General features: G+C 71.3%; 23 protein-coding genes and 1 pseudogene. 12 read left to right on the top strand and 12 right to left on the bottom strand.

Features of this window, described 5'->3' with window-relative positions; translation table 11 throughout:
- Window positions 1–349 precede the first annotated feature (349 nt).
- The 4 genes from KBX21_RS19190 to KBX21_RS19175 form a co-directional block, all read right to left on the bottom strand.
- Window positions 350–787 (bottom strand): ChaB family protein, encoded by a 438-nt coding sequence (locus KBX21_RS19190; RefSeq protein WP_049578591.1) that lies wholly within the window; start codon window positions 785–787, stop codon window positions 350–352.
- Window positions 788–986: 199 nt separating this feature from the next.
- The gene (locus tag KBX21_RS19185; protein WP_247665991.1) at window positions 987–1703 is read right to left on the bottom strand and encodes a CPBP family intramembrane glutamic endopeptidase; all 717 of its coding nucleotides are present in this window, start codon (window positions 1701–1703) and stop codon (window positions 987–989) included.
- Between the two features lie 101 nt (window positions 1704–1804).
- The gene (locus tag KBX21_RS19180) at window positions 1805–2524 is read right to left on the bottom strand and encodes an ABC transporter permease (protein WP_210842752.1); all 720 of its coding nucleotides are present in this window, start codon (window positions 2522–2524) and stop codon (window positions 1805–1807) included.
- Window positions 2525–2575: 51 nt separating this feature from the next.
- The gene (locus tag KBX21_RS19175; protein WP_210842750.1) at window positions 2576–3469 is read right to left on the bottom strand and encodes an ABC transporter ATP-binding protein; all 894 of its coding nucleotides are present in this window, start codon (window positions 3467–3469) and stop codon (window positions 2576–2578) included.
- A gap of 162 nt (window positions 3470–3631) precedes the next feature.
- Between KBX21_RS19175 and KBX21_RS19170 the strand changes: the two genes are divergently transcribed.
- The 4 genes and pseudogenes from KBX21_RS19170 (at window position 3632) to KBX21_RS26700 (ending at window position 6243) form a co-directional block, all read left to right on the top strand.
- Complete coding sequence (locus tag KBX21_RS19170) at window positions 3632–4756, top strand: sensor histidine kinase (protein WP_210842748.1); 1125 nt, start codon at window positions 3632–3634, stop codon at window positions 4754–4756.
- Window positions 4753–5355, top strand: coding sequence for a DNA-binding response regulator (locus KBX21_RS19165; RefSeq protein ID WP_049578602.1), 603 nt, complete (start codon window positions 4753–4755; stop codon window positions 5353–5355). The genes KBX21_RS19170 and KBX21_RS19165 overlap by 4 nt, the downstream gene beginning before the upstream one ends.
- A gap of 200 nt (window positions 5356–5555) precedes the next feature.
- Window positions 5556–5915, top strand: a pseudogene (locus tag KBX21_RS26705) (haloacid dehalogenase-like hydrolase); the annotation flags it as partial.
- 109 nt (window positions 5916–6024) lie between these two features.
- Window positions 6025–6243 carry a hypothetical protein gene (locus KBX21_RS26700; RefSeq protein ID WP_247666007.1) on the top strand — a complete coding sequence of 73 codons (219 nt, stop codon included), beginning with the start codon at window positions 6025–6027 and terminating at the stop codon, window positions 6241–6243.
- Window positions 6244–6336: 93 nt separating this feature from the next.
- Here KBX21_RS26700 and katG read toward each other — a convergent pair whose 3' ends face one another.
- From katG to argG, 4 genes are all read right to left on the bottom strand, one after another.
- Window positions 6337–8559, bottom strand: a complete 2223-nt coding sequence (gene katG, locus KBX21_RS19155; RefSeq protein ID WP_210842745.1) for a catalase/peroxidase HPI — start codon at window positions 8557–8559, stop codon at window positions 6337–6339.
- Between the two features lie 32 nt (window positions 8560–8591).
- Window positions 8592–9023, bottom strand: a complete 432-nt coding sequence (locus KBX21_RS19150) for a Fur family transcriptional regulator (RefSeq protein WP_049578606.1) — start codon at window positions 9021–9023, stop codon at window positions 8592–8594.
- 124 nt (window positions 9024–9147) lie between these two features.
- The gene (locus tag KBX21_RS19145) at window positions 9148–9654 is read right to left on the bottom strand and encodes an HIT family protein (RefSeq protein ID WP_307869237.1); all 507 of its coding nucleotides are present in this window, start codon (window positions 9652–9654) and stop codon (window positions 9148–9150) included.
- 201 nt (window positions 9655–9855) lie between these two features.
- Window positions 9856–11304 (bottom strand): argininosuccinate synthase, encoded by a 1449-nt coding sequence (gene argG, locus KBX21_RS19140; RefSeq protein ID WP_049578610.1) that lies wholly within the window; start codon window positions 11302–11304, stop codon window positions 9856–9858.
- A 144-nt stretch (window positions 11305–11448) separates the two neighbouring features.
- On the opposite strand from argG, the gene KBX21_RS19135 reads away from it, so the two are divergent.
- From KBX21_RS19135 to KBX21_RS19120, 4 genes are all read left to right on the top strand, one after another.
- On the top strand, window positions 11449–11619 hold the full coding sequence (locus tag KBX21_RS19135) for a hypothetical protein (RefSeq protein WP_199776666.1): 171 nt from the start codon (window positions 11449–11451) through the stop codon (window positions 11617–11619).
- Window positions 11620–11779: 160 nt separating this feature from the next.
- Window positions 11780–12982: an anhydro-N-acetylmuramic acid kinase gene (locus KBX21_RS19130; RefSeq protein ID WP_210842743.1), complete on the top strand. Its 1203-nt coding sequence runs from the start codon at window positions 11780–11782 to the stop codon at window positions 12980–12982.
- Between the two features lie 46 nt (window positions 12983–13028).
- Window positions 13029–14537 (top strand): sodium:solute symporter, encoded by a 1509-nt coding sequence (locus tag KBX21_RS19125; protein ID WP_210842741.1) that lies wholly within the window; start codon window positions 13029–13031, stop codon window positions 14535–14537.
- Window positions 14538–14564: 27 nt separating this feature from the next.
- Complete coding sequence (locus KBX21_RS19120) at window positions 14565–15191, top strand: TetR/AcrR family transcriptional regulator (protein WP_210842740.1); 627 nt, start codon at window positions 14565–14567, stop codon at window positions 15189–15191.
- Between the two features lie 57 nt (window positions 15192–15248).
- Here KBX21_RS19120 and KBX21_RS19115 read toward each other — a convergent pair whose 3' ends face one another.
- The 3 genes from KBX21_RS19115 to soxR form a co-directional block, all read right to left on the bottom strand.
- Entirely contained in the window at window positions 15249–16328 is a 1080-nt protein-coding gene (locus KBX21_RS19115; protein WP_210842739.1) for an RNA ligase (ATP), read from the bottom strand.
- 113 nt (window positions 16329–16441) lie between these two features.
- Window positions 16442–16834: a RidA family protein gene (locus KBX21_RS19110; RefSeq protein ID WP_210842738.1), complete on the bottom strand. Its 393-nt coding sequence runs from the start codon at window positions 16832–16834 to the stop codon at window positions 16442–16444.
- A 111-nt stretch (window positions 16835–16945) separates the two neighbouring features.
- Window positions 16946–17395 carry a redox-sensitive transcriptional activator SoxR gene (soxR, locus tag KBX21_RS19105; RefSeq protein ID WP_049578622.1) on the bottom strand — a complete coding sequence of 150 codons (450 nt, stop codon included), beginning with the start codon at window positions 17393–17395 and terminating at the stop codon, window positions 16946–16948.
- 91 nt (window positions 17396–17486) lie between these two features.
- Between soxR and KBX21_RS19100 the strand changes: the two genes are divergently transcribed.
- The 3 genes from KBX21_RS19100 to KBX21_RS19090 are packed head-to-tail and all read left to right on the top strand — an operon-like array spanning window position 17487 to window position 20514.
- A complete protein-coding gene (locus tag KBX21_RS19100; protein ID WP_049578625.1) occupies window positions 17487–18119 on the top strand; it encodes a DsbA family protein in 633 nt (210 codons plus the stop codon).
- Window positions 18116–19069, top strand: coding sequence for an NADP-dependent oxidoreductase (locus KBX21_RS19095; protein WP_247665990.1), 954 nt, complete (start codon window positions 18116–18118; stop codon window positions 19067–19069). Before KBX21_RS19100 ends, KBX21_RS19095 begins: the two co-directional genes overlap by 4 nt.
- A complete protein-coding gene (locus KBX21_RS19090; protein WP_210842737.1) occupies window positions 19066–20514 on the top strand; it encodes an MFS transporter in 1449 nt (482 codons plus the stop codon). The genes KBX21_RS19095 and KBX21_RS19090 overlap by 4 nt, the downstream gene beginning before the upstream one ends.
- 69 nt (window positions 20515–20583) lie before the next feature.
- Here KBX21_RS19090 and KBX21_RS19085 read toward each other — a convergent pair whose 3' ends face one another.
- A complete protein-coding gene (locus KBX21_RS19085; RefSeq protein ID WP_053107330.1) occupies window positions 20584–21522 on the bottom strand; it encodes a TauD/TfdA family dioxygenase in 939 nt (312 codons plus the stop codon).
- Between the two features lie 371 nt (window positions 21523–21893).
- On the opposite strand from KBX21_RS19085, the gene KBX21_RS19080 reads away from it, so the two are divergent.
- Window positions 21894–22889, top strand: coding sequence for an ABC transporter substrate-binding protein (locus tag KBX21_RS19080; RefSeq protein ID WP_210842736.1), 996 nt, complete (start codon window positions 21894–21896; stop codon window positions 22887–22889).
- Window positions 22890–22979: the final 90 nt, after the last annotated feature.

The following is a 22979-nucleotide window of genomic DNA, read 5'->3' as shown; positions in this document are numbered from 1 at the left end:
GTGAACGACCCAGCGACCACCCGCACGAAGCCCCCCACCCGGGCGGTACCGACCAGCGGCCCCAGCCCCGGGCCGAGACGCGCGACCACCAGGGCGGAGGGCTCCTCGAAGGAGGCGACCGGTTACCGGAGGCGACCGACCTGGTCCAGGCCCAGGGCCACCGAGCGGTGGGCGCGCGGGGACCCGGTGGACGGGTCCGAGTTCGCACACCTGGTCAATCGGGCCGTGCGGGAACTCGGCGGGATCGACGTCCTCGTGGAGCACGCCGCCGCCCGGGCCCCCACGGACCGGGGCGCAGCCGGTCGCCGCCCCTGGGGGCCAGGCGACCGGGAGGGCGTCCGCCGTCCGGTCAGCGGGAGCGGCTCCGGGAGGACCCACCGCTCCGCGAGGTGCGGCGGTCGCTCTCCCTGCGCAGGGCCTCGACCAGCTCGTCCTTGTCCATGTTGGAGCGCCCGGGGATGTCGAGCTGCCGGGCCCGCTTGTAGAGGTGGCCCTTGGAGGCCTCGGCGTCCACTCCCCCGGCGGTGGGGCGGTCGGCACCGGAGCGCCGTCCGGCCCTCGGGTTCTTCGCCTGCTCGTCCGAGGGTCCGCTCCCGTTCCCCTCCTTGGCCTCCCAGTGATCGCCGACCTTCTCGAACTTGCGCTTGACGGCGGCGAAGGCGACCCGGTGGGCCCGCTCACCCTCCCCGTACTCGTCGACCGCGTTGTCGTGCGCCTCGATCCAGGTGCGCTGCGCCTTCTTCGGCGACCTGCGCAGGGTGTCGGGCAGTTCGTCCACACCGGGCATCGTTCTCATCTCCCGCCGAGGTCAGGTGTCCTTCGGGCTGGTGAACCGTTCACTGTTCCCGTAACCGGCGGGGGCGGGCGCGAAACTCCGGCGGTTCGGCGGGATGGCCGGGGCCGCGCCCACGACCTCCTGGGGGCGGCGCCCCTCCGCCCGGCTCGACGAGACGGACAGGGAGGAGGAGCGCTGGCGGGCGGGCGACTCAGGACGGGAGGCTGGCGCCGGCGAACAGCACCAGCAGGGGCAGGGCCATGTTGTTGACCGAGTGGACGGCCACGGCGGGCCAGACCGAGCCACTTCGGCGCATGACCTCGGCGGCGATCACGCCCACCACGAAGGCGGCGGGCAGGATGAGGTTGACGCCATGGAAGACGGCGAAGATCGCCGAACTTCCGAGGACTCCGATCCACGGGCCGAAGCGCAGCAGAGCGTTCGTGACGACCCCGCGGAACAGGAACTCCTCACCGATCGGGGTGAGCACGGCCAGGAACAGGAAGGTGAGGACGAGGCCGATCACGCCACTGCCCGCCGTGTCGTAGTACACGCCCTGCGGGTTGCTCTCGTAGCCGGTCAGGCTGGTGATGGCCATGATCACGGCCCCCTTCACCAGGAGCGCGATCACCCCCCACCCGGCGCCGAGGAGCATCCAGCGCCAGGTGGTGCGCCGGACGCCGAAGGCCGCGAGGGAACGAAGGCGCACCGCGTAGGCCACGCCGAATCCCAGGAGGCCGCCGACACCGGACCACGCGGAGACGAGGAGTCCGTAGACCAGCGGGTCAAGGTCGAGCGGCCCGACCGGGCCGAGGAACACCAGGGCGACGACGCTGATCACCATGCCGAGCAGGCCGAGCACGACCTCGGGCCAACCCGGGCGGGTCGGGGCGGCGTCATGGAGGCGGATGCTGCGCTCCGTGGACAACGTGGGCTCCTCGGTGTGGAGGTGGGTTCAGGTGGGTGGGGCCGTCGGCCGGACGGAGGCGGAGTCGGTACCCCCCTGGCCGTCCGGCCCGCGCTGGTCCGTCAACGACGCGGTTCCCAGCGGAAGACCCGGTTGGCGAGGGCGACGGCCACGACGACCCATGCCAGAGTGGGCGCCAGGAGGAACAGGGACTCGGAGACGGCGACGCCGCCGTTCCAGGCGTTGACCACCAGTTCCGCGGCGGAACCGCCAGGGAGCAGGCGCTTGACCAGGGTGAGCTCCTCGGTGCCGGTGAACCCCACCCAGCCGGAGATGGCGAGCACGCCGATCATGACGGGCAGCGTGGTCACCTGCGCGTGCTCGGGTGAGGTGGTGACCCCGGCCGTGGCCAGGGCGAGGCCGAGCATCATGACCACCGTGGTCAGGACCGCCGACACCAGCAGAAGCGGCTGGGCGGGCGCGGTGGCGACCACGGACAGCACGGTGAGGACCACGCAGACCTGCACGAGGGTCACGGCGGTGACCGGCAGCAGCAACCCGGTGAGGATACGGACGTCGTCTGCGGCCGTCGAGCGCAGCCGCTTGAGGAAGAGGTTCTGGCGGCGCGAGGCCAGCGTGGTCACGGCGGTCGTGTAGAGGGCCATCACCACCACGAGGAACATGAGCACCGAGGCGACGGCCCCGAGGTCCAGCAGGTCGGGCGCGGTGTCGTGCAGGTACATGTAGAAGCCGCTGCCGGCGAGCGGCACCACGAGCATGGTGACCAGGACGAGCCGGTTCCGGAGGATCTGGATCAGCTCACTCTGAGCGATGGCGAGCATGGTGTGTGTTCCTTTGCGTGGAAGGTCGTGCGGGGTCCGGGTGCGGGCGGCCTACTCGGCGGCGATGGCGCGGAAGACGTCGTCGAGCCGGGTGGGCCCGGCCTGGATGTCGCCCAGGTCCACCGCGTGGTCCCGTGCCCAGTCCAGGAGTACGTGCAGGTCCTTCTGGAGACTGGTGGTCTCGACGAGGAGCGCACCGTCGCTCTGGCGCGTGGCGGGCAGCGGCGGCTCCGGGGCTGAGTGCGCCAGGGTGAAACGCACCGTGGCGGGCAGGGCGCGGGTGAGTTCGGAGACGGTCCCCTCCCGGTGGAACACCCCCTGGTGCATGAGCCCGATCCGGTCGGCGCGCTGCTGCGCCTCCTCCAGGTAGTGCGTGGTCAGGACGATGGTCGACCCGTCCTCGCGGAGCCGGTCCACGGCGTCCCACAGGTCGTCCCGGGACTGGATGTCCAGCCCGGTGGTGGGCTCGTCCAGGAAGACCAGTTCCGGGGTGCCGTAGACGGCGGTGGCGAAGTCCAGGCGCCGCTTCTCGCCGCCGGAGAGCTGGGACACCCTCGTTCCGGCCTTGTCCGTGAGGCCGACGACGCCCAGGAGCCGCTCCACCCGGTCGGTGCGTCCGGAGAGGCTTCCGATGAGCCGGACCGACTCCCGCACGGTCAGGTCCGGGGAGAACCCGCTCTCCTGGAGCATGATGCCGGTGCGGGGGCGTACCGCCCGTCGGTCGCGCGGGTCCTGGCCGAACACCCGCACGGTGCCCGAGGTGGCGGCGCGGTGGCCCTCGACCGTCTCCAGGGTGGAGGTCTTGCCCGCGCCGTTCGTGCCGAGGAGGGCGTAGAACTCGCCCCGTCCCACCTGGAAGGACAGGTCACGGACGGCGTGGAAGTCGCCGTACCGGACGTTCAGGTGCTCGACGTCGATGACTGGTGTCGCGGCTGTTGAGGTCATGCCTCCATTCCAGCCGTGCGCCCGGTTTCCCGGCAGTGTGGCCGCGTCACGTCCTGGCCGTGACATTCGTGGGGTCCGGACATGACGTGGTGTCACTGGTGGGGTGAAGGAGCCGAAAGAATACTGGGACGGTCCACGCAGTCGTTCCCCGGAAGGGTCCGCATGGAGTCAGAACCCACCGAGGTCACGCAGGGGCAGTTGCGCGTGGTCAACCTGAACATCGTGTTCGGGTCGATCTCGGCGGTCGGAGCTCTGCTGATCTCGACCAACGCCCAGAGCCCCGCCCAGGTGCTGGTGCTGTGCCTGGGGCTCGCGGCGGCCCTGATATCAGTACGGAGTTGGTCCGGGCAGGCCTTCAGGATCGTGGCGCCACCCTGCCTGGTCGTCAATGCCGTCGTGCTGATCGTCGGGGTCCTGTGGCTGGACAGCGCGTCGGCCGCGTTCGGTTTCTCGGTGGTGGCCACCGTCGTCGTGTTCCGGTTGCCGAGCCGGTACCGGCGCCCGGTCGCCCTGGGACTGCTGGCCCTGGTGGTCGGCGTCATCGCGCTGAAGGTGGTGACGGCCCCCGGAGGCACGGGCGACCTCCTGTTGGAGTACGCCGTGGGTTCGGCCAGTGTCGGCCTGGTCGGGGTGGTCTTCGCCTCCCTCAACCACCTGGTGGCGAGGCTGGTCACGGAACTGGAGAGGGCGCGCGAACGCGACGCCGAGCTGGCCGTGGCCCGGGAGCGCGTGCGCTTCGCCGGTGACCTGCACGACATCCAGGGGCACACCCTGCACGTGGTGAAGCTGAAGGTCGCGCTGGCCCGGAAGCTGGTGCACGCCGACACCGAACAGGTGGTGCGGGAGCTGGACGAGGTCTACTCCCTGGTGGGCGAGACCATCGCCGAGACCAAGGAGCTGGCCCACGCGCAGCGGCGGCTCAACCTGTCGGCCGAGCTGGAGAACGCCAAGAACCTCTTCGAGGCGGCCGGGATCGAGGTGCGCGTGGAGCGCCGGGGCGAGGGCGAACCGGGGACCAGGGCGGCGGAGACGCTCGGCCAGGTCCTGCGGGAGACGACCACCAACATCCTGCGTCACGCGGAGGCGCGGCAGGTACGGATCACGCTCACCGGGTCCGGCATCAGCATCGTGAACGACGGGGTGCGCGGGGAGGCGACTCCCGAGCTCGGAGGGCTGGCGGCCCTGCGCGACCGGGTGGAGCGGGACGGGGGCACACTGACAGTGGAGCAGCGGGACGGGCGGTTCACGACCGCCGCCGCGTTCTCCGGGCGGAGGGACGACCGATGATCAACGTGGTACTCGCCGACGACGAGGCCCTGCTGCGCAAGGCGTTGGCCGCGCTCCTGCCCCTGGAGGGCGAGATCACGGTGCTCGCCGAGGCCCATGACGGGGAGTCCGCGGTGGCGGCGACCCTGGAGCACCGCCCCGACGTGCTCGTCATCGACCTGGAGATGCCCGGGGTGGACGGGCTCGGGGCCGTGGCGCGCATCCGCCGGGAGCTGCCGGAGCAGGTGATCCTGATGCTGACCCGGCACGCCCGCCCGGGCGTGCTGCGCCGGGCGCTCAAGCTGGGGGTGCAGGGATTCGTGAGCAAATCGGCCGAACCCGCCCACATCACGTCGGTGATCGGCACCCTGCACGAGGGCAAACGGTGGGTGGACCCGGACGTGTCCGCGCTCGCCGTGATCGACGACTGCCCGCTCACCGAACGGGAGATCGACGTGCTGCGGGCCACCAGCGACGGTTACTCGGCCGCCGACATCGCCGCCCGGCTGCACCTGGCGGAGGGTACGGTGCGCAACTACCTCTCGAACGCGATGGGCAAGACGCAGACGCGGACCCGGCACGAGGCGGCGAGGTACGCGCGCGAGCACGACTGGCTCTGACCACCGGGTGGCCTCGGGGGCGTCGGGCCCCGGGAAAGCCGTCCGGTGGGCTCCCGGGGCGAACCCCCGAACGACCCGAACGGCCCCATGCGCCCCTCCCCATGAGCGGGCAGCACCCGAACTCGCTCCTGTTCCTGGACGAGGACCTGAGGATCTCCACGGAGTTCGAGCTCCCGGTCGAAGAACTCTGAGGACCCGCCATGGCCTGGGCCCTGTTCGACCTCGACGACACCCTGATCGACCACGACTCGTTCGCGCGGTTCACCTGGCGCCTGCTCGCACGCTCGCCGCTGCGCGTGGCGGGTGCGGTGGCGCTGTCTCCAGTGATCGCCGGGGCCCTGGCCCGTCGGTCCTGGCGGGTGCACGCGGGTTCGCTCCTGCTGTGGGTGGGCACCGTGGGTGTGGACGACGCCGGTCTGGACCGGCTCGTCCGGGACCACGTGCGGGACCTGGACGTGCGGGAGCGACTGCGACCGGACGGCGCCGCCGCTCTGGCGGAGCACCTCGATGCCGGAGACGACGTCGCGGTGGTGACCGCGTGCGCGGACCGGCTCGCCTTGGCGCTGTGCCGGGAGATCGATCCCCGTGTCCGCGTGGTCTCCTCCACGCTCCGGCGGCGTTGGGGCGGCCTGGTCGCGGCGCCACTGCCACGGTTCGAGCAAGGTGAGGATGGTCGCCGAGGCCGGGGTGCGGGGCGAGATCTGGGCCGCCTACGGGGACAGCCCCTCCGACGCGGCGATGCTGGACCTCGCGCGGGTGGCGTACCTGGTCAACCTGAGCGGCGAGGCCGCCGAGCGGTTACGGGAGCGGCTCACCGGGCCGGAGCGCGTGGAGTGCGTGAGGTGGCCCGTGAGGGAGCCGCGCACACGAAACCGGCCCGACCGGTGAGGGTCGGGCCGGCGGCGGGGGCGGTGTCCGAGGGGTGGGTCCCCGGAGGCTCCGGGAGCCCGGGACCACCCCTCGGACGCGCCCGGGGTCGAACTAGACCAGGTCGAACCGGTCGGCGTTCATGACCTTGTTCCACGCGGCGACGAAGTCCTGGACGAACTTCTCCTTGGCGTCGTCCGAGGCGTACACCTCGGCCACGGCGCGCAGCTCGGAGTTGGAGCCGAACACCAGGTCCACGCGGCTGCCGGTCCACTTGACCGCACCGGAGGCGTCCTTGGCGACGAAGGTCTCCGAGGTGGCGGAGTCGTCACCGGTCGCGAACCAGTTGGTGTTGAGGTCGAGCAGGTTGACGAAGAAGTCGTTCGTCAGCGCGCCCGGGTGGTCCGTGAAGACACCCAGGTCCGAGTTGTCGAAGTTGGTGCCGAGCACGCGAAGGCCACCCACCAGGACGGTGGTCTCCGGAGCGCTGAGACCGATCAGGTTGGCGCGGTCCAGCAGCAGGTACTCGGCCGGGAGGCGGTTGCCCTTGCCGTAGTAGTTGCGGAAACCGTCGGCGACCGGCTCCAGGTAGGAGAAGGACTCAGCGTCGGTGTGCTCGTCGGTGGCGTCCACACGGCCCGGGGTGAACGGGACGGTGACGTCCTGACCAGCGGCCTTGGCGGCCCGTTCGACACCCACACCACCGGCGAGGACGATCACGTCGGCGACGGAGACCTTCTTGGTGGAGGAGGCGTTGAACTCGTCGACGATGCCCTGGAGCTCGGCGAGCACGCGGCGCAGCTCGGCCGGGTTGTTGACCTCCCAGTCGATCTGCGGTTCGAGGCGGATGCGGGCACCGTTGGCGCCGCCGCGCTTGTCGCTGTCGCGGTAGGTCGAGGCTGAGGCCCACGCGGTGGACACCAGGTCGGCGACGGACAGGCCGGACTCGGCGATCCTCGCCTTCAGGGCGGCGATCTCCGCGTCACCGATGACCTCGCCCTCCTGGACGGGCAGCGGGTCCTGCCAGACCAGGTCCTCGGCGGGAACCTCGGAGCCGAGGTAGCGGGCCTTGGGGCCCATGTCGCGGTGGGTCAGCTTGAACCAGGCGCGGGCGAAGACGTCCTTGAAGGCCTCGTGGTCCTCGTAGAAGCGACGCGAGATCTGCTCGTAGACCGGGTCGACACGCAGCGACAGGTCGGTGGTGAGCATGGTCGGCTTGTGCTTCTTGCCGGGGATGTGGGCGTCGGGGATGATCTCCTCGGCGTCCTTGGCAATCCACTGGTTGGCGCCGGCCGGGCTCTGGGTGAGCTCGTACTCGAACTCGAAGAGGTTCTTGAAGAAGCCCTCGCTCCACTGCGCGGGGGTGGTGGTCCAGGTGACCTCCAGGCCCGAGGTGATGGAGTCGGCGCCCTTGCCGGTGCCGTGGTTGTTCTTCCAGCCCAGACCCTGCATCTCCAGGCCGGCGCGCTCGGGCTCGGCCTCCAGGTTGCTGTCCGGGGCGGCGCCGTGCGTCTTGCCGAAGGTGTGGCCACCGGCGATGAGGGCGACGGTCTCCTCGTCGTTCATCCCCATGCGGCCGAAGGTCTCACGGATGTCGCGGGCGGCGGCCAGCGGGTCCGGGTTGCCGTTGGGGCCCTCGGGGTTGACGTAGATGAGGCCCATCTGCACTGCGGCGAGGGGCTTCTCCAGGTCGCGGTCGCCGGAGTAGCGCTGGTCGTCGAGCCAGGTGGTCTCGGGGCCCCAGTAGACGTCGGCCTCCGGCTCCCACACGTCCTCGCGGCCACCGGCGAAGCCGAAGGTCTTGAAGCCCATGGACTCCAGGGCGACGTTGCCGGTGAGGATGAAGAGGTCGGCCCAGGAGATGTTCTGGCCGTACTTCTTCTTCACGGGCCAGAGCAGACGGCGGGCCTTGTCGAGGTTGCCGTTGTCGGGCCAGCTGTTGAGGGGGGCGAAGCGCTGCTGACCGGCGCTGCCGCCGCCGCGGCCGTCGTGCGAACGGTAGGTGCCGGCGCTGTGCCAGGCCATGCGGATCATGAGCGGGCCGTAGTGACCGAAGTCGGCGGGCCACCAGTCCTGCGAGTCCGTGAGCAGTGCCGCGATGTCGGCCTTCACGGCGTCGAGGTCGAGGGCCTCGAAGGCCTTCGCGTAGTCGAAGCCCTCACCGAGCGGGTTCGACACCGGGGTGTTCTTGGCGAGGATCCTCAGGTTGAGCTGGTTGGGCCACCACTCACGGTTGCCGTCACCCTGGGTGGGGTGCGTCAGCCCGTCACCGTGCGCGACGGGGCATCCCCCGGTCTGCGGCGGGGTGGGGGCAACGACCTCGTTGTTTTCAGACATCGACTTCCTTACGGGAAGAGGTGGAATGTGGTTCAGGAGCTCCGTGCGCCGTAGCACTCGGCGCACTGGCCCCAGTAGACGACCTCGGCCTCGTCGATCGAGAAGCCGTGGTCAGCGGACGCGGTCAGGCACGGCGCGTGGCCGACCGCACAGTCCACGTCCGCGATGGCGCCGCAGGACCTGCACACGACGTGGTGGTGGTTGTCCCCCACCCGCGTCTCGTAGCGGGCCACGGAGCCCTGTGGCTGGATACGTCTCACCAGGCCAGCGCCGGTCAGTGCCTTGAGCACGTCGTAGACGGCCTGGACGGACACCGCGCCGAGTTCCGCACGCACGTGGTCGATGATCGACTCCGTGTCCGCGTGTGGGTGCTCGTGCACGACGGAGAGGACAGCTAACCGCGGGCTCGTCACCCTCAGAGCGGACTCGCGCAGCATTCGCTCGAAATCCGGAGAGGTGGGCATGGTTCGGAGTCTGCCGCCTTTTCTGGAATTAGTCAAATGATGGATTCACTCAGCTGTAGCTGGCTGCGGGCAGCGAGGAGGCCCCTCTCCGGCGGAGAGGGGCCTCCTCGGGACTGCGCGAAGGTCAGAGCGGGAGTCGGCCCCGTGCGCGGAGGGCGGCGCGGACCCGCTCGGCCCTGGCTGCGTACTCGACGGGATCGACGACCAGGACGCCGTTCTCCGTCATGAGGGCGTGGTACTGCTGCTCCTCGTACGGGACGCCGGGCGGCAGGGCGGCGATGTGCCAGTGGAGGTGGCGGTTGCCCTGCTGGCTGCCGAGGGAGAGCAGGTAGGTGCGCTCGGACTCGAACACGTCCTCGACGGCGAGCGTCACCTCCCGCACCACCAGCATGGTGCGGGTGTAGGCGGCCTCGTCGAGGTCGCGCACGACGTGTTCCACGTGCGCCTTCGGGGCCACCAGGGTGTGGCCGGGCAGCGTGGGGTGGCGGCCGAAGAAGGCGATGTGGTCGTCGTCCTCGAAGAGCACCTCGTGTTCGAAGCCCGGCGTGCCGGACACGATGGAGCAGACGAAGCAGGGGCCGTTCCGGGTGCGCTCGGTGTAGGCCTCGATGTCCATGGGACGACGCTCCACGCGAACCTTCCTTCCGCTGGGGGCTGGGGGGCACAGGCTAGGCGACGACGTGCTCCCCCGCCAGATCCGCTGGTCCGGCGCCACCGCGGGCTGGTCCCGCGCACAGGCGCGCCCCGCCCGGAGGTCCGGACGGGGCGCGGCGGTGCGGTCTCGACGTCGCCTGGAGGGCGGGCGCGAGCGCGGAATGATCCAGAAAGACGCCTAGTCGGTACCGGCCTCCATGGCCGCGTAGTCGAGCAGGTCGTCCTCGGAGCCCTGACCGCGGGAGGCGATGGTCTCGGCACCGCCCTCGGGCATCGCGCCGATCAGACCGGTGGAGGCCGCCTGCGCGGCACCGATCGAGGTCGGGTGCGAGCTGTCGCCGACCATGCCCAGGGCCGCGTACTCCTCCAGCTTGGCGCGGGAGTCGGCGATGTCCAGGTTGCGCATGGTCAGCTGGCCGATGCGGTCGCTGGGACCGAACGCGGAGTCCTCGGTGCGCTCCATGGACAGCTTGTCCGGGTGGTAGCTGAACGCCGCGCCGGTGGTGTCCATGATCGAGTAGTCGTCGCCGCGACGCAGACGCAGGGTGACCTCGCCGGTGACGGCGGTGCCCACCCAGCGCTGGAGGGCCTCACGCTGCATGAGGGCCTGGGGCTCCAGCCAGCGGCCCTCGTACATGAGGCGGCCGAGGCGACGGCCCTCGTTGTGGTAGGTGGCGAGGGTGTCCTCGTTGTGGATGGCGTTGACCAGGCGCTCGTAGGCGGCGAACAGCAGCGCCATGCCCGGGGCCTCGTAGATGCCCCGGCTCTTGGCCTCGATCACGCGGTTCTCGATCTGGTCGGACATCCCCATGCCGTGGCGGCCGCCGATGGCGTTGGCCTCCAGGACCAGCTCGACGGAGTTGGCGAAGGTCCGGCCGTTGATGGTGACGGGGCGGCCCTTCTCGAAGCCGATCGTCACGTCCTCGGTGGGGACCTCGACCTCGGGGTCCCAGAACCGGACGCCCATGATGGGGTCCACGATCTCGATGCCGGTGTCGAGGTGCTCCAGGGCCTTGGCCTCGTGGGTGGCACCCCAGATGTTGGCGTCGGTGGAGTAGGCCTTCTCGGTGCTGTCGCGGTAGGGCAGGTCCCGCTCCTGCAACCACTCGGACATCTCCTTGCGGCCGCCGAGCTCGGTGACGAAGTCGGCGTCGAGCCACGGCTTGTAGATCCGCAGGGAGGGGTTGGCGAGCAGACCGTAGCGGTAGAACCGCTCGATGTCGTTGCCCTTGTAGGTCGAGCCGTCGCCCCAGATCTGGACGCCGTCCTCGAGCATGGCGCGGACCAGGAGGGTGCCGGTGACGGCGCGGCCGATGGGGGTGGTGTTGAAGTAGACGCGACCGGCGGAGCGGATGTGGAAGGCACCGCAGGCGAGGGCGGCGAGCCCCTCCTCCACGAGGGCCTCGCGGCAGTCGACCAGGCGCCCGATCTCCGCGCCGTAGTCAGTGGCACGACCCGGCACCGAGGCGATGTCGGGTTCGTCGTACTGGCCGATGTCGGCGGTGTAGGCGCAGGGGACAGCGCCCTTCTCGCGCATCCACGCGACCGCTACGGACGTGTCGAGGCCTCCGGAGAAGGCGATTCCGACACGTTCACCGACAGGCAGGGAAGTGAGCACCTTGGACATGCAAAAAGTATGCGCCTAAACGCATGAACATGCAAACTGGTGCCCTGACCACGCCCGCGATCAGGTCGGGTTCCCGCCGGTTCACGCGACGGTTCACGGGTACACCCCCATCCAGCCAGTGTCCGCCAACCCCCTGGAGGCACAGTGTTCGCCACCGTCGCAGCGGTGCTGTTCGGCATCGCCGTCCTCTTCGAGATCCTCGGGCTCAACATCGAGGGGATCGTGACGACCAACACCCTCGCCCTGACCGGACTGCTCCTGCTCGCCCTCCACCTCGCCGGGTTCGGAGGCGGCTCCCCCCGCCGACGCCGGTGAGCCACGGGGCCGAACCGGACGGAGGACTCCGCCCGGGTGGCACGGAGGTCTCCTTCCGGATGAAACGGAGGGCTCCGACCGGGTGACGGGACGCGGCGCGCGGGGTACCTTCCTCGGACGGGCTCCCCGCCCGCCCCCTGACCCCTGCCTCAGGAGCCGCATGATCGTCATCGGTGTGTCCTCCGGGACCTCGGCGGACGGGATCGACGTCGCCGCCGCCCGCCTCGAACTGGAGGACGGTGGCTCACTGGTCCGACTCCTCCCCTTGGGATTCGGCACCACCCCCTACTCCGATTCCCTCCGTGAGGCGGTCCGGGGCGCACTGCCGCCCGCCGCCACCACGATGGAGGCCGTCTGCCAGCTGGACACCCGGATCGGCCAGGAGTTCGCGGCGGCGGCACGGCAGGGGATCGAGGAGTTCGCGGACGGACGCGCCGATCTCGTCGCCTCGCACGGCCAGACGCTCTTCCACTGGGCGGACGGCAACTCCGTGCTCGGCACCCTCCAACTGGGCCAACCCGCCTGGATCGCCGAGGCCACCGGGCTGCCCGTGGTGTCGGACCTGCGGGTGGCGGACGTCGCCGCCGGAGGCCAGGGCGCGCCGCTGGCAAGCACCCTCGACCTGCTGCTGCTCGGGGGCCGCACGGAGCCGACCGCCGCGCTCAACCTCGGCGGCATCGCCAACGTGACGGTGGTGCGCGACGGACTGTCGCCCCGGGCGTTCGACACCGGGCCCGCCAACGCGCTGGTCGACGCCGCGATGCGCCTCGTCACGAACGGGCGGGCCGACCTCGACGCGGACGGCGCCCTGGCCCGGACCGGCCGCCCCGACCCCGACCTGCTGGAACGCCTGCTGGCCGAGCCCTACTACCGGTTGCCCGCACCCAAGACCACCGGGCTGGAGCTGTTCGGGCCCGGCTACCTGGAGGCGGCTCTCAGGTACGTCGGCCGCCCCTCGGAGGGGAGCCAACTCACCGACGGCGACCTGATCGCCACCCTGGTGGAGCTCACCGCCGTCACGGTCGCCGACGCCCTGGAACCGTTCGGGGTGACCGAGGTGCTCGCCTCCGGCGGCGGCACCCGCAACCCCGTGCTGATGGAGCGGCTGGCCGCGCACCTGTCCCCCGCGCGACTGGACTCCACAAAACGGATCGGCCTGGACGGCGACGCCAAGGAGGCGTACCTGTTCGCGCTGATCGGGTTCCTGAGCTGGCACGGGCTGGCCGGGTCGGTCCCGGACTGCACGGGCGCCCGCCGGGCCCCGGTGGCCGGGCGGATCACCCCGGGCTTGCGCCCGTTGCGCCTGCCCGAGCCCGCGGCCACCGCCCCGCGCCGCCTGTACGTGGAGGCGCCGGGCGGCTGAGCCCCGCGCGCGCCCGAAGTCCCGATGGAGACCCCCGGAGGACGCAGTGCAGACCATCGATCTCGTCGTCATCGCGGTGTACCTGTTGGCCTCGGCCTGGCTGGGGCTGCGGCTGTCCGGGCGCCAGCGCGACGTCAGGGACTACTTCATCGGCAGCCGGCAGCTGCCCTGGTGGGCGGTGTGCCTGTCGGTGGTGGCCACCGAGACCAGCGCCCTGACCGTGATCAGCGTCCCGGGGGTGGCCTACCTCGGCAACGTCACGTTCCTCCAGGTGGCGGTCGGCTACCTGATCGGGCGGGTGGTCGTCGCCTTCCTCCTGCTCCCCCGCTACTACCGGGGCGAGATGACCACCGCCTACGCCTACCTGGGGCTCCGGTTCGGGCGGGGCATGCAGGGCACCGCCGCGGTCACGTTCCTGTTCACCCGGCTCCTCGCCGACGGGGTGCGGCTGTTCGCGGCGGCCATCCCCATGAAGATCATCCTGGACTCCCTCGGGCTGGACACCTCGTACTTCGTGATCGTGGCGGTCCTGGGCGTGGTGACGATCCTCTACACCCTGGTGGGCGGGATCAGGGCCGTGGTCTGGGTCGACGTGCTCCAGATGGGCGTGTACGTGGTGGGCGGCGTGGTCTCCCTCGTCGTCATCGCCACCAGCCTGGACGTGAACTTCCTCGCGGTGGCGGCCGACGCCGGGAAGACCCAGTTCCTGGACTTCACCTCGAACCCTGTCTCGGCGCCCTACGCCACGATCACGGCCCTGGTGGGCGGGGCCCTGCTGTCCACGGCCTCCCACGGCGCCGACCAGATCATCGTGCAGCGGCTGTTGGGCTGCCGGAGCCTGCGGGACGCGCAGAAGGCGGTGATCGTCAGCGGGGTGGTGGTCTTCGTCCAGTTCGCACTGTTCCTCACCGTGGGACTGGCCCTGTACTCGTACTTCGAGGCCGCGTCGGTGGCGGGGCTCGGGCTCAACTCCTCCGACGAGCTCTTCCCGGTGTTCATCGTCGAGGGGCTGCCGGCCGGGTTGGCCGGGCTGCTGCTGGCCGGGATCATGGCTGCGGCGATGAGCACGCTGTCCTCGTCGCTGTCGGCGCTGTCCTCCTCGACCATGGCCGACCTGTACCAGCAGTTCTCCCGACGCACGCTGCCCGACGCCCAGGCACTGCGGCTGAGCCGGCTGTTCACCCTGGGCTGGGGGCTGGTGTTCGTCGGGGTGGCGGCGTTCTTCACCGGCACCGACAACCCGGTCGTCGAACTGGGGCTCTCCGTGGCCAGCCTGACCTACGGCGGGCTGCTGGGCGCGTTCTTCCTGGGGCTGTGGGTGCGCCGGGCCCGCCAGAGGGACGCGATCCTCGCCTTCGCCGTGGCGGTGGCGACCATGTCCTGGCTGTTCCTCTTCCAACCCGGGTTGATCGGGTTCACCTGGTACACGGCGATCGGCACGGGCATCGTGTTGGCGCTCGGCTACCTGCTGTCGCGCCGCCACCCGGACGACTCCCCCTCGGCGGACGCCGGGACGCCGGACGCCCCCGGAGAGGCCGTCGACACCCCCCGGTGACCAGGCCGACCGGCCTAGAGTAGGACCATGCAGACGGAGAACGGTCCGGTCGGACGCAAGCGTGCGTCGTTCATCGAGCGGGCGCGACGCGAACAGGTCGTGGAGGCGGCCACCGAGACCGTCGCGCGGTTCGGTTACGCCCACACCTCCCTGGCGCGGATCGCCGAGCAGGCGGGGATCAGCAAGAGCGTGATCTCGTACCACTTCGAGGGCAAGGACGAACTCATGGTCCTGGTCGCGGAGCGGTTCATCGAGGCGGCGACGGAGCGCCTCACCGCCGGGGTCGGAGCACAGACCACCGCGTCGGGCCAGGTCAGCGCGTGGATCAGCAGCCAGGTCGAGTACTACGCCGCGCACCGGACCGGGTTCCTCGCCATGAGCGACATCATCGTGAACCACCGCTCGCCGGACGGCAGCAGCCCCTTCGGCGGCCCCCTCGAAGAGGAGGTCGAGGAGCTGGCGGGGATCCTCCGGCGGGGACAGCGCGAGGGCGCGTTCCGGGAGTTCGACCCCCGGAGCACCGCCAACATCATCCTGCGCAGTACCGACGGGCTGATCAGCTCGTGGGTCATGGACGAGAGCGTGGACCTCACGAGTGGGCTGGCGAGCCTGCTCGACTTCGTCCACCACGCCATACGCGGGGACGACCGGTGACCCCGGGGTCCGCGGTCCGGTGACCGAGGACCCCGAAGACGCCTGACCCGGTCACGGCTACTCGAACTCGGTGCCGCCCCCGCGGGTGAGGTAGGCGTCGGAGACGAACTTGGCTATCGCCCGGCCGCCCAGGACCCGCGAGTAGCGGTCCCTCGAGGGCCGCACGACCACGCCCTCACGCAGGTGGAGGTCGGACCCGCTCCAGGTCTCCGCTCCGTCTGCGGCGGCGAACAGCGCGGACTCGTCGTAGGGGCCCTCGTACAGCACCGGTGCCGAGGGCAGGTCCACCTCGGCGAGCAGGGCGGGCAGGTCTGCGGCGTCGATCCACCGACGGACGCTGTCCACGTCCAGCCGGACGTCGAACACCGCGTAGCCGGGCCGCTCACCGCGACCGGTCTCGCCGTAGGCGAGGTCCTGTACACCCGCGCCGAACACCTCTCCGAACACGCCCACCCGGGTGGCTCCGAAGCGCTCCGCGAGGGCGCGGGCGGCCTTGCCCACCTCGTGCGTGATCACGGCCCTCCAGTAGAGGTTGGCCTCCGAGCGCACCAGCGCCAGGCTCCTCGCCCCCTGGCCCTTGGAGGAGACGAACTCCTCCCCGGATTCGGCGACCAGGGTGTAGAGGCAGGCCGATCCGTGGATCTTCTCTGTGGCGACGACGGGCTCCCCCGGTTCGAACACGTCCGGGTGGCGCTTGATGTTCTCGACCTCGATCCACCGCAGCAGGTCGGGGGCGGGCTCCATGTCGCCGCTCATGTGCAGCGGGACCTCCGGCACCCACTTGGTGATGCCGAGCTCGGCCGCGAAGTCGGTCCCCGCCTCGTGCTCGGCGGGCAGGTCGCGGTCGGCGAGCAGGGAGGGGCGGCAGACGATGCCCTGGGAGATCTCGCCCCGCAGACGGATCGGCCGCACCCGGTTCCTCCCGGCCCCCGCGAGCCTGCCGGTCAGCCCCAGCTCGGCGACGAGTTCCTCGGGCAGGAGCGCGTTCTCCGGGACGTAGACCGCCCAGTCGCCGGTGCGGTAGGCACCCTTGGCGACGACCGCGTGGAACAGCCCCACCCGAGCCAGCTCCAGTGCGTCGGCGTCGGGGTGCGGGAGGATCGTGAGCCGCTCGGCGGTGACCCGGAGGGTGGACATGTCGCTCCCTGTACGTGGGGGTGCGGGCGTGAGTGCCCGATGTCCGGGCCAGTGTGTCCGAGGCCCCTGGAAGCCACAACGCCTTTTCACGGGGGCCTTCCGCGTTCGACCGGTCAGCTGGCGGCGAAGGCCTCCAGCTCCACGAGGAGTTCGGGGCGGCCCAGGCGGGTGACCTCGGCGCAGACCCCGGGCGGTCGGACGTCGAAGACACCGAGGCGCTGCGCCATCATCTCTCCCGCCTCGGCGAAGAAGGCGTCGATGTCGGTGACGTAGGTGTTCATACGGACCACGTCGGCCAGGCTCATCCCCGCCCCGCGCAGCACCGTCGCGACGTTGTCGAGGGCCGTCGCCGTCTGGGCGGACATGTCACCGGGGTGCAACGACTCCCCCGTAGCGGAGACGGAGCACTGTCCGCTGACGAAGAGCAGGCGCCGGTGTCCCTCGATGAGGACCCCCTGGTCCATGCCCTCCGGGTAGGTCCAGGGATTGACCGAGGTGCGGCGCATGGCGGGGCCCTTTCCGTGGGGTTGGTGACGGGCGCAACGCTAGGACCCCAACCGGAGTTGAGGTCAACCGCCACTCCGAGGCCCGACCCCAGGGCGGGTCGCGGGAGGTGGTCAGGGGAAGCGCCGGGCTCCCGGGCCCTCCAGGCCCAGGACGTCCTCCGGGTTGGAGTAGGGGCAGGCCACCAGGGACAGGCATCCGCAGCCGATGCAGTTGGAGAACCGGTCCCGCAGAGCGGTCAGCTCCTCGATCCGCCGGGTCAGGTCGTCGTGCCACTGACGGGAGATCCGCGCCCAGTCGCGCTTGGTCGGCAGACCGTCCTCCGGAAGCTGGTCGATGGCCTCCTTGATCCGTTCCAGGGACAGGCCGAGGCGCTGGGCCGTGCGGATGAACGCGATGGTGCGGAGGGTGTCCCTGCGGTACTCGCGCCGGTTGCCCGCGGTCCGGCGACTGCTGATCAGGCCGAGGCTCTCGTAGTAGTGCAGGGCGGACACCGCCACCCCCGCCCTGCTGGCCACCTGACCGGGCTTCAACCAGGTGACCTTGGGGTCCAGCTTCGGCATCGGGCTCCTCCACCAGGCCGGTTGACATCAAGTGAACTTGATGAAGTGGACTCTACGCGACCGACTCGGGCGAGGAAATCGGAGCGTGCACATGTCCGCGATCACGGTGTGGGGCGACATCAGGTGCCCCTGGTGCTGGATGGGGCGGCGACGGCTGGCCGCCGCGCTGGAACGGGTGGAACGTGAGGTGACAGTGGTGCACCGGAGTTTCCTGCTGGAGCCGGAGGGGCCTCAGTCCCGGGACCGAACGGTGCGCGCGGCGGCGCTGAACTCGTGGGGCATGAGTGCCGAGCGGTGGGAGGCCACCCGGCTCCGGGTGGCCGACGCGGGCCGCGCCGACGGGCTGGCCATCGACATGGACGGGGTTCTGAGCATCGACTCCCGGCCCGCCCACCGGCTGGTCAAGCTCGCGGTCGCTCGGGGGATCACCCCGGACCGCGTGTGGGACCGCGCCTTCTCGGGGCACCTGGAACGCCGCGAGGACCTGGCGGACCCCGCGACGCTGCGCGGGATCGGGACCGAGCTCGGGCTCGACGGCTCGGAGGTGGACTCACTGCTGGGCTCCGACCGGTACGCGGACGAGGTCGAGGACGACCACAGGGCCGCCGTGGCACTGGGGGTCGGCGCGGTCCCGGCCTTCCTGTACGAGGGGCGTTTGCTGAGCGGGGCCCGGAGCGTCGACGAACTGGTGGACCTCCTGAACGGCGCGGAGGCCGTGCGATGAGCGCCGCGATGCGGGCGGCCGCCATCGACTCCTTCGGGCCCGCCGAGAACCTGACCGTGCGGGAGGTTCCACGGCCCGTGGCGGGCCCGGGTGAGGTGGTGGTCCGGGCGAGGGTCGCGGGTGTCCAGCTGACGGACGCCGCGGTCCGGGGCGGCTGGACCCCACCGGGCGCGAGCATCGACTTCCCGCAGGTCCTCGGCAACGAGTTCGCCGGGACCGTGAGCGCCGTCGGCCCCGGCGCACGGGGGTTCTCCGTGGGTGACGGGGTGGCCGGGTTCCGGGTGCTCGGCTGCTACGCCGAGTACGTGAACGTGCCCGCCGATCAGGTCGCGCACGTGCCGCCGGGGGTGTCGTGGCTGACCGCCGGGACCCTGTCCGCGTCGGGACAGACCGCGCACACCGCCCTGGAGCGGCTGGACGTGCGCGGGGGCCAGACCCTGCTGGTGCACGGCGCGGCGGGCGGAGTGGGCACGGTGGCGGTGCAGTTGGCCGTGGCTCGCGGAGCCCGGGTGGTGGGCACGGCGAGCGCGGCCAACCACGAGTACGTGCGCTCCCTGGGCGCGGTGCCCGTGGAGTACGGCGCGGGACAGCTCGGGCGCGTCCGCGCGGCCGCGCCCCGGGGGGTGGACGCGGCCCTCGACGCGGCCGGGCACGACAACCTGCTGACCTCGGTGGAACTGGTCGGGGACCGGAGCCGGATCGGCACGATCGTCGACGCCGGTCTGGCCGGGGAACTGGGCTGCCGGTGGATCACCAGTGACCGGTCGGCGGCTCGGCTGCGCGAGCTGCTCGACCTGTGCGCGAGCGGGGAACTGACTGTGACGGTCAGGCGGGCCCTTCCGCTGGACGAGGCGTGGCGCGCCCACCTGGACGTGGAGACCGGCCACGGTCGGGGCAAGGTCGCTCTACTCGTCGGGAGCGGGAGCGGGAGCGGGGGCGGAACCCCGTGACCCCCGGACCAGACCAGGTGCCCTCGGCTCGTGCCCCCGCCGCACCCGACCGGCTCTGGGCCCCCGGTTCCCGGCTCCTGGTGGTCGGGGTGTTCGGGCTGATGACCTTCGTCGCCTTCGAGGTCTTCGCCGTCACCACCGCCCTGCCCGTGGTCGCCCGTGACCTGGGCGCCGAGCGGTGGTACTCGCTGGCCTTCGCGGCGACGATGACCACCGGGCTCGTGGGCATGACCCTCGGAGGTACGTGGGCGGACCGGAGCGGACCACTGCGGCCGCTGGTGTTCGGCGGCGCGGCGTTCCTCCTGGGGCTCGCGCTGTGCGTGGCCGCGCCCACGATGGGGGTCTTCGTGGTCGGACGACTGCTCCAGGGAATCGGCGGCGGGATCGACTCCGTGGTCCTGTACGTGGTCATCGCGCGGTCCGTGCGCGAGGACCTGCGGCCGCGCATGTTCGGATCGCTGACCCTGGCGTGGTTGCTGCCGTCGGTCGTGGGGCCGCTGGTGTCCGGGCTCCTGGTGCAGGCGGTGCACTGGCGGGTGGTGTTCGCACTGGTCCTGGTCGGGTCAGCGGTGTCGCTGGTGATGCTGGTGGGGGTGGCGCGCCGGGCCGGGAAGGGGCACGGCGGTGGTTCGCCGTTCGACCCGCGCCTGCTCTGGGCGGGGGTCGCGGCGGCCGCACTGCTGGGACTGCACCTGTCGGGCCAGCAGGCCGTGCCCGCCCTGGTGGCGGGGACGGTGGCCAGTACCGCCGTTCTGGCGGCGGCGGCCGTGCGGCTCCTGCCACCGGGCACCCTGCGCGCCCGGGCCGGGATCCCTCGGCTGGTGCTGCTCCGTGCCCTGATGGGTGGGGCGGTGTCGGCCACCGACATCTATCTGCCGCCCTACCTCCAGTACGAACTCGGCTACGCGCCCGCCGTCTCCGGTCTCGTGGTGGCGGTGGGGGCGCTGGGTTGGGCGGGCGGCGCCTGGTGGCAGGGACGGTCCGCGGAGGACCCGCACCGCCCCGAACCGCTGTACCTCGCGGCCGCGCTCGTGGTGTGCGGCCCGGTGGGGGCGGCCCTGGTGGTGGGCGGGCTGCTGCCCGTCGCGGCGGCCGCCGTCTGCTGCGTCGTGATGGGGGTCGGCATGGGGATCGCCATGCCGCGCGTCAGTTCGACGGTGATGACCCTCTCCCCGGTGAAGCTCCAGGGCCGCAACGGGTCGGCCCTCCAGATCGCGGAGTCCGTCGTGACCTCCGCCCTGGTCGCCGTCGCCGGGGCCGTCCTGACCGCCTCGTCGCTCGGCGGGTACCTGCCCGTCTACGCGCTGGTCGGGGCCGTGGCGCTGGCCGCCCTCGGCGTCACCCTCACCCTGCGCCCGGTCCGCGGCCCCGTGGACGGGCCGAGCGGGGAGGAGGGCGGAGCGCCACACCATGGGGGCGGGGACGGTGTTGAGGGCTCCCGGTGAGGTTCCGCCCGAGGGGCGGCGGGCCCCGGAATGACCGGGGCCCGTGCTGAGTCAGCAGGTCGTCCGGGGTCAGAAGGGGCGGTCGCCCACGATCGCGACGCGCTCGGCCACGCGCGGGTGCGGGTGGTAATCGTTCACCGCGTAGTGCTGGGTGGCGCGGTTGTCCCAGAAGGCGACCGAGTCTCGCTCCCACCGGAAGCGCACCTGGAACTCGGGGGTGTGCGCCTGCTGGAAGAGGTAGCGCAGCAGTTCGTCGCTCTCCGCCTTCTCCATCCCCACGATCCGGGTGGTGAAGGAGACGTTGACGAAGAGGGTGCGTCGCCCGGTCTCGGGGTGCACGCGGACCACGGGGTGCTCGACGGGCGGGAAGCGGTCCTGCCACTCCAGCAGGCGGTCCTCGTCCAGGAACCGGACGAAGCCGGGGATCACGTCGTGCACCGCGGTGCGCCCCTCGATGCGCTCCTTGACGTCCTGGGGCAGGTTGTCGTAGGCGGCGGCCATGTCCGCCCACATGGTGTCGCCGCCGACCGGCGGGACCTCCACCAGGCGCAGGATGGCGCCGAGGGCGGGCGCCTCGCGCCAGGTGACGTCGGTGTGCCAGACGTTCTCGTAGCTGGGCGGGGCCTCGCCCTTGGCGAACCGGGCGATGTGCGCGTCGTCGCCCTGCTCGATGAACGGGTTGGTCTCCAGCTCACCCCACAGGCGGGCGATCTCCTGTTGGCGGGCGGAGTCGATGGGCTGGTCGCGGAAGAAGATCACCTTGAACTCCAGGAGCGCGCGGTTGAGCTCGTCGCGCAGCTCCTCACCGATCTCGTCCCGGAGGTCGATCCCGTGGATCTCCGCCCCGATGAGCGCCCCGAGCGGCCGGACCTCGAACAGTTCGTAGGGGCGGGAGACGGCACCCTCGGGGAGGCGGCTCAGCGTGCGGGGCCCCTCGACGAGGGCGGTGTCCACTGCGGAGCACTCCCGGAGGGTCCGGGTGGCTGCGGAGTCGGCGGTCAGGGTCATTTTTCCTGCCTTTCTGGTCGGAAATAACGACAAAGCGGATCGTCGGGTGTGGAGCATGGTGGGTGATCACGGAAAGCGCTGGTCAACCCCTACCCGAAGGCAGGGGGATCGACGCACCGGACGTCACGGGCCAGGGGCCCGGAGGGTCAACGGCGTGGAGGGGAACCCAGGCGGCCACGGCGCAGGATCAGGCCCGGCGTTCCGCGGCGGGCCCGCGCGGACCGGCGTGCGGTCGGGCGGCTCTGCAAGGGGGTTCCCATAGGAGCGAGGGTGAGGCACCGGGGGCCGCCCTGTCAACCACCCCGAACCCACACACACGTGACCAGCAGGGATAAAGTAGCCCCCGCCTCGCCCTTGCTGAACGGAGTCCCATGTCCCCCGGTCCCGCCCCCCGTACACTCGCGTGCGCCCTGGTCCTTCTCCTTCCCCTCACCGCGTGCGGGACCGCTGACGACCCCTCCGAGAACGGGGCCGCTTCCCTGTCCGCCGAGGGCGCGTTCCCCGTGACCGTGCAGCACGAGTACGGCAGCACCACCATCGAGGAGGAACCCGCCCGGGTGGTCACCCTCGGCGTCACGGACGCCGACGCGGTCCTGGCCCTGGACCTCGTGCCCGTCGGCAACACGGGCTACTCGTTCTACGAGTCCGGGCTCGGCCCGTGGACCGACGAACTGGTCGGCGACGCGGAGCTGACCCGGATCGACTCCGACTCCGAGCCCAACGTCGAGCAGATCGCCAACCTCGCCCCCGACCTCATCGTCGGCGTCTCCGCGGGGTTCGACGAGGCCACCTACGAGACCCTGTCCCAGATCGCACCCGTGGTCGCCCGGCCGGAGGGCACGGCCGCCTACACCGTGCCCCGGGACGAGGCCACACAGATCATCGCGACCGCCCTCGGGCGCCCCGAGGAGGGCGCCGCCCTCAACGCCGCCACTGACGAGCTCTTCGAGCAGGCACGCGTCGAGTACCCCGGGTTCGAGGGCCTCGACGGGACCGCCGTCCTGCCCTACGACGGCAAGTACGGTGCCTACCTTCCCGGTGACGCCCGCGGCCGATTCCTCATGTCGCTGGGGTTCACCATCCCCGAGCCGATCAGCGAGCGGGACAGCGGGGACGACTTCTTCGTGGAGCTGTCCACCGAACGGGTCGACCTGCTCGACGGCGACCTGCTGCTGGTGATGAGTGACGACGCGGACTTCGACATCACCGAGGGCGCGAGCGTGTTCGAGTCGCTCGACGTGGTGCGCGAGGACGCCGTCGTCACCACCTCCCTGGACGAGCGCGGCGCGGTCACCTACAACTCCGTGCTGTCCGTGCCCTACGCCCTGGAGCACCTGGCGCCGCGCATCGGCGAGGCCGTCTCCTAGGCGGTCAATTCGCGTGCGGCGCGGCGCCCGGTCCGGTAGGAAGGGGCCCGGCACCGTGTCGGCACCACGTCAAGGAAAGGGAGGGATAAC

Source organism: Nocardiopsis sp. B62, assembly GCF_018070675.1.
Classification (GTDB): domain Bacteria; phylum Actinomycetota; class Actinomycetes; order Streptosporangiales; family Streptosporangiaceae; genus Nocardiopsis; species Nocardiopsis prasina.
The sequence above is the reverse complement of the archived record's forward strand: the minus strand, read 5'-3'. Positions and strand labels throughout refer to the sequence as shown.